This is a genomic window from Acidimicrobiales bacterium, from assembly GCA_035533095.1.
GTDB lineage: Bacteria > Actinomycetota > Acidimicrobiia > Acidimicrobiales > Palsa-688 > DATLUM01.
The window spans coordinates 1-5,373 of the sequence record DATLUM010000089.1; the positions used below are offsets into that span (position 1 = coordinate 1).

General features: G+C 68.0%; 9 protein-coding genes. 4 read left to right on the top strand and 5 right to left on the bottom strand.

The annotated features are described in order from the left end of the window. From VNF71_10885 to VNF71_10900, 4 genes are all read left to right on the top strand, one after another. The coding region (locus tag VNF71_10885) for an ATP-binding cassette domain-containing protein (GenBank protein HVA75053.1) at positions 1-506 on the top strand (506 nt) is incomplete at its 5' end. 5 nt (positions 507-511) lie between these two features. Next, the gene (locus VNF71_10890) at positions 512-880 is read left to right on the top strand and encodes a hypothetical protein (GenBank protein HVA75054.1); all 369 of its coding nucleotides are present in this window, start codon (positions 512-514) and stop codon (positions 878-880) included. After that, positions 877-1,521 carry an ABC transporter permease subunit gene (locus VNF71_10895; GenBank protein ID HVA75055.1) on the top strand — a complete coding sequence of 215 codons (645 nt, stop codon included), beginning with the start codon at positions 877-879 and terminating at the stop codon, positions 1,519-1,521. The genes VNF71_10890 and VNF71_10895 overlap by 4 nt, the downstream gene beginning before the upstream one ends. Further along, on the top strand, positions 1,518-1,793 hold the full coding sequence (locus VNF71_10900) for a hypothetical protein (GenBank protein HVA75056.1): 276 nt from the start codon (positions 1,518-1,520) through the stop codon (positions 1,791-1,793). Before VNF71_10895 ends, VNF71_10900 begins: the two co-directional genes overlap by 4 nt. Positions 1,794-1,858: 65 nt before the next feature. Here the strand turns inward: VNF71_10900 and VNF71_10905 are convergent, their stop codons facing one another. Genes VNF71_10905 through istA form a run of 5 tightly spaced genes read right to left on the bottom strand, consistent with a single transcriptional unit; the run spans position 1,859 to position 5,079 of the window. Further along, positions 1,859-2,191, bottom strand: coding sequence for a hypothetical protein (locus VNF71_10905; GenBank protein HVA75057.1), 333 nt, complete (start codon positions 2,189-2,191; stop codon positions 1,859-1,861). 38 nt (positions 2,192-2,229) lie between these two features. After that, positions 2,230-2,577: a hypothetical protein gene (locus tag VNF71_10910; protein ID HVA75058.1), complete on the bottom strand. Its 348-nt coding sequence runs from the start codon at positions 2,575-2,577 to the stop codon at positions 2,230-2,232. Beyond that, the gene (gene istB / locus VNF71_10915; GenBank protein ID HVA75059.1) at positions 2,574-3,344 is read right to left on the bottom strand and encodes an IS21-like element helper ATPase IstB; all 771 of its coding nucleotides are present in this window, start codon (positions 3,342-3,344) and stop codon (positions 2,574-2,576) included. Before istB ends, VNF71_10910 begins: the two co-directional genes overlap by 4 nt. Continuing rightward, a complete protein-coding gene (locus VNF71_10920) occupies positions 3,341-3,547 on the bottom strand; it encodes a hypothetical protein (GenBank protein ID HVA75060.1) in 207 nt (68 codons plus the stop codon). The genes istB and VNF71_10920 overlap by 4 nt, the downstream gene beginning before the upstream one ends. Continuing rightward, positions 3,544-5,079 carry an IS21 family transposase gene (istA, locus tag VNF71_10925; GenBank protein HVA75061.1) on the bottom strand — a complete coding sequence of 512 codons (1,536 nt, stop codon included), beginning with the start codon at positions 5,077-5,079 and terminating at the stop codon, positions 3,544-3,546. Before istA ends, VNF71_10920 begins: the two co-directional genes overlap by 4 nt. Between the last annotated feature and the right edge of the window lie 294 nt (positions 5,080-5,373).

The window sequence follows — 5,373 nt, forward strand, 5'->3', positions numbered from 1 at the left end:
TCATCGAGGCGAACGGCCTCGGCAAGCGCTACGGGCGCAAGTGGGCGCTCTCGGAGTGCACCCTCGCCATCCCCGCCAGCAAGGTCGTCGGGCTCGTCGGGCCAAACGGCGCCGGCAAGACGACGCTTCTGCACCTCTCGGTCGGCCTTCTTCGGCCGACCGCCGGGTCGATCGCCGTCCTCGGTGGGCGCCCCGGCGCGACACCAGACAAGCTCGCCCGCGTCGGCTTCCTCGCCCAGGACGCCCCGACCTACGCGGGGCTGTCGGTCCGTGATCACCTTCGGTTCGGCGCGTGGATGAACCCGAGCTGGGACACGGGGCTCGCCGAGGACCGGGTGGCGCGCCTCGGGCTCGACCCTCGCCAGAAGGCGGGGGAACTCTCGGGTGGCCAGCGCGCCCAGCTTGCCCTCACCTTGGCGGTGGCGAAGCGACCGGAGCTGCTCGTGCTCGACGAGCCCCTTGCGAGCCTCGATCCCTCGCCAGGCGTGAGTTCCTCCAGGGCCTGATAGAGGTGGTCGTCGAGCACGGCGCGAGCGTCATCCTCTCCTCGCACCTCGTCACCGACCTCGAACGAGTCTGTGAGTACCTCGTCGTCCGCGTCGACTCGCGCGTCCAGATCGCGGGCGACATCGACGAGCTGCTCGCGACCCATCGTCGGCTGAGCGGCCCACGACGCGACCGCATCGCGCTGCCGAGCGAGCAGCAGGTCATCGGGGAGAGCCACACCGACCGGCAGAGCATGTTCGTCGTGCGAACTTACAAACCGGTGCAGGATCCCTCCTGGACGGTCGAGCAGCTCGGCCTCGAAGACCTCGTCCTCGCCTACATGACCCGTGGCGTCCAAGGAGAGCGCCAGCCGAAGCTGGAGGTCCGCCCGTGATCAGGGTCACGCTTCGACAATTTCGCACGGAGGCGATCGTCGGCTTCGGGGTGCTCGCCGTGCTCGCCATCGTGCTCGCGGTTACCGGCCCGCACCTGGCGCATGTGAACGACACGTTCCAGAGCGCCTGCAAGGCCACGGGAGACTGTGCCACGGCGTCAAACCCGGTGTTGGAGGTCGACAAGCCCCTGCAGAGTGCCGTGCCGTTCATCGTGACGATCACGCCCGCGCTCATTGGGCTGTTCTTCGGCGCGCCTCTCATCGCCCGCGAGTTCGAGACTGGCACGTTCCGCCTCGCCTGGACCCAGAGCGTCACCCGACGGCGCTGGCTTGCAGTGAAGTTGGGTCTCATCGGTCTTGGTTCCATGGCGATCGGTGGACTGCTCACCTCGATGGTCGACTGGTGGGCGAGCCCGCTCGACGCAGCGAACAAGAGCCGTTTCGACGTGGGGCCGTTCGCCTGGCACGGCGTCGCACCGATCGGATACGCGGCGTTTGCGTTCGTACTCGGGGCCACGGCAGGCGTGCTGGTGCGCCGCACGGTCCCGGCGATGGCCGCGACGCTCGTGGGCTTCGTCGCCGCACGCCTCGCGATCGAGCACTGGGTACGACCGAACCTCGCTTCGCCTCTCCACGAGTGAGCACGGGTTTCGGCATCCTGGGCGTCTCTGCCTCGACGCGCACCTACTCGGTCGCTCCGCCCCGAGTGATCATCCCGAACGACTGGGTGTTGTCGACGGCGACGGTCGACAACTCCGGCCATGCGCTCACGGGCCAGTCCTTCCTCCATGCCTGTCCCGCCTACGGACAGTTCGCCGGCGCCCCGCCCGTCCCGGCAGAGATCCAGTCGGCACACGCTGCGTGCATCAACACCCTCTCTGCGACCTTCCACACAGTTGTCACCTACCTGTGAACGCCAGCGTTATTCCCTAGCCCGACGTTGCCGTAATTCCCCACCGGGCTCCTGGGATGAGTGTTCTAGTCGATGGCGGCTCCGTTGGGTTGGGGTGTGTCGGTCAGGAGTTCGGTGAGCTGTTCGGCGAGGCGGTCGGCGGCGCTGCGTTGTAGACCGATGGCGACGATGACGGCGCGGTCTGCGCGTCGGATGCGTACGAGCCAGGCGCGTTCGGGCAGACGGCCCCGCGAGCTGGCTGAGCCCATGTCGACGTCGACGGTGACGGGAGCAGCCGCGAGGCGTTGACGTCGGCGATGGTCCCGAACGCGACAGGCCGTGGAGCAGAAGCGACCGGGCCGACCGAGGGCTTGGTGGGCGACGACGTTGGTGCAGCCCGGCCCGGCGCATGTTGCCACCCGACTATCGTAACGTAACGATATTGGTTGGGCGGGCTTCACGGGGTGGGCCTGCCCGGGGCCGCGGGCCGGGGTCTGGCGTCGAGCAGGTTGTCGAGGGCACGGGCGAGCGCGGTGGCTGATGGCCAGCCGAGGCCGTCGGCGATCTCGACGATTTGGTCGCCCCGCTTGAGCCGCACGGCCCACACCCGTTCGGTGGGCCGGCCGTCTGGGCTGGCCTCGGGGTGTTCGACCTCGACGGTGATTTGGTTTTGGCGGGGCGTTCGGTTGCGGGAGGGCCGGCACGCCGGTGTGCAGTAGATGGCGGGGCGGCCGGTGCGGTTGGTGCGGTGGACGGGCTGCTCACAGTCCGGCGCGGCGCACGTCACGGCGGCGGGGCTGCTCATTGTTTTGCTGTCTTGGGGGTCGTGTCGGTTGGGGGACGGGGCCGGTTGTTGGGCCGGTAGCTGCGGCCGGGCATGTGGATGTGATGCGCTCCGTTGACGACGCGGTCGAGGATCGATTCGGCCACGACGGGGTTCGGGAACAGCGAGTACCAGTCTTCGGCGGCCCTATTGGCGGTGATGATCAGCGGACGTCCCGCCCGTTCGCTGATCAGCTCGTACAGGTCGTCGGCCTGGGTTGGGGTGAACGGGCGCATGGCAAAGTCGTCGAGCAGCAGCAGGGCTGGGCGGGCCCATCGCCGCAGTCGGGTCTCCCAGCTGCGATCGGCGTGACCGCCGGCCAGATCGGCGAGCAGCCTGGAGGTTTTGGCGAAGATCACGCTGTGACCGTGCCGGCAGGCGGCATGCCCGAGCGCCTGGGCGATGTGGGACTTGCCGACGCCGACGGGGCCGTGCAGGACGACGCTCTGGCCGTGGTCCAAGAACCGCAGGGTGGCCAGGTCGCGGATGTGGGCGGCGGGGATCTTGGGGTTGAACGAGAAGTTGTAGTCCTCGAGGGTGGTGGTCTGCTCGAAGCGGGCGGCCTTGAGTCGCCGTTCCAGGGCGGCGGCGTCGCGGCGGCCGATCTCGTCTTCGCACAGCACTTCGAGGAACTCGAGGTGGCCGAGCTCACCCGCCTGGGCTTGGCCCAACCGGGCTTCGAGGGTGTCGAGCATGCCCGACAGGCCCAGGGTGCGCAGGCTGGCTTCGAGCTGATGGGTGCGGGTCATGGCGACACCCCGATCCGCTCGAGGACACACAGGACGGCGCCGAGGGGGCTGTCGGGGTCGTCGAGGACGGACGCGGAGCACACGAACAGACGGTGTCCGACCGGGACCGCCGCAGAGCCCGGCTCCCGGAACGAACGGCCGCAGGAAGCACAAGCCAACCCGTCGAGCTGGTCGGGCGTCAGGAGGTCCACGAGGGCGGTCATGACGCCTGCCCTTGGTCGAAGAGCCGCTCGGGGCCGTGGAGGTGCGCGGGGGCGACGTCGGCGACGGTGGTTTCGGTGTCGTCGGACTCGGTGCCCGCCGCCAGGATCCCTTTGACGGTCCGATACGACGGGTCGCCGACGGCGATGGCCCGGGCGCACGCGGCGTCCAGGCGTTTCGCGCCGCACTTGTCCGCGAGGCGGACCACTCCTTGGGCTGAGCGCAGTCGGTGCATGGCGTTGACCTCGAACAGCGCCTCGATCACGGCCACCACCGACGGGCCCAGATCAGCCGCCCGGTTCAAGCACCACTGCGGGGTCCGCATGAAGAACGCGACCTTCTCCGGCGGGTAGTCCGCCCAGTCGGTCTGCTTGCCCCGCTCCACCCGCGCCCACGTCTTGATCACCTGGCCGGCGACGAAGAGCTCCACGAGACGATCGCTCTCGCGGGCGTCGACCTGTTGGCCGATGTAGCGCCACGGGACCGAGTACAACGAGCGGCCTACGCGGACATGGCAGTCCGGCCCGACTTTGGGTCTGGACCATCCGGCCAGCTCGAAGATCGAAGCGGGCAGCGGGATCAGCGCGTCGGCCTCGACCGCCTCGAACACCGCCAGGGGCCCGGCACCGTCGAGGCTGCGGTGATGTCGGACCCCGGCGACCTCCACACACCAGCGCAATGCGCCGGCCTGCATGTCAGGCAGATCCAGCCACTCCCGGCCCCGCCACAGCGAGTCGCGTACATACGGCATCGGTCGTTCGACGCGGGGTTTGTCCTTTGGTTTCAGGACTCTTGCCGGGTCTATGAGGCAGCCGTAGTGGGCGGCGAGCTCACCATAGGCCCGGTTGATCTTCGGGTCATAGATGTCGGGCTTGGCGACCCCGGTCGCCAAATTATCGGGAACGAGGCGCCTCACAGACCCGCCGAAGAAGGCGAACGCGGCGACATGGGAAGCGACCCAGGACCGGGCGTCCATGCTGAACACCGGGCGCACGAACATGTGACGCGAACACACCAGCACCATCACGAACGCCCACACCCGGCGGGCCCGCCCCGTCAGCGGGTCGAACCAGGTGCCCAAGAACCCGTAGTCGATCTGGGCCTCCTCGCCCGCGTCCACATCGGGCCGCATCACCGTGACCCGGTCCCGCATCGATTCGTCCGGAAACTCGTTCGCGACGTACAACCTGAAGCTCGACACGCCCACGCTCAGGCCGTGCTCGTCCCGCAACCGTTGGAACACCGTGGCCGCCGTGTTCGTGGCCAACATGTCCTTGATCCGCTCCCGGTGAGCGTCGATCACCGGGAACGTCAAGCTCCGCGCCCGGGCATCGACCAGCTCAGGAAACCAACCCCGCACCAACTCAGCCCACTCCGCCCGGCCCAACGGCGGACCGCCAGGAGCCAGCCCCGCACCCTCGGCCCTGGCCACATACTTGCGGACGGTCTTCGGGTCGATACCCAAACTCGAGGCCACCACCGACTTCGGCCGGCCGGCATGCCAGTGCTGCAACACCTCAACGACGTCGATCACTTCGAACTGCCTCCTTGCCATGTTGACCTCGCTCACTGGGGAAGTGAGCCAAGGCGTGTACAAGTGCAAGAAGCCCGGCGGGTGGATCCCTCGTCCCAACCGCTGACTAGGGAATAACGCCGGCGACCAACTAGGGAATTACGCCGGCGTCAAACCTGTCCAGCTAGGGAATTACTTCGGCGCTGACAATATGATCGCTCCCGGCGTATCAGGCAGCCGCCTCGATCATCTATGCGTGCCTGTTCCAATGGTTGGCGTATCTGCATCAATGCTTCAATGACACCTTCCACTGGT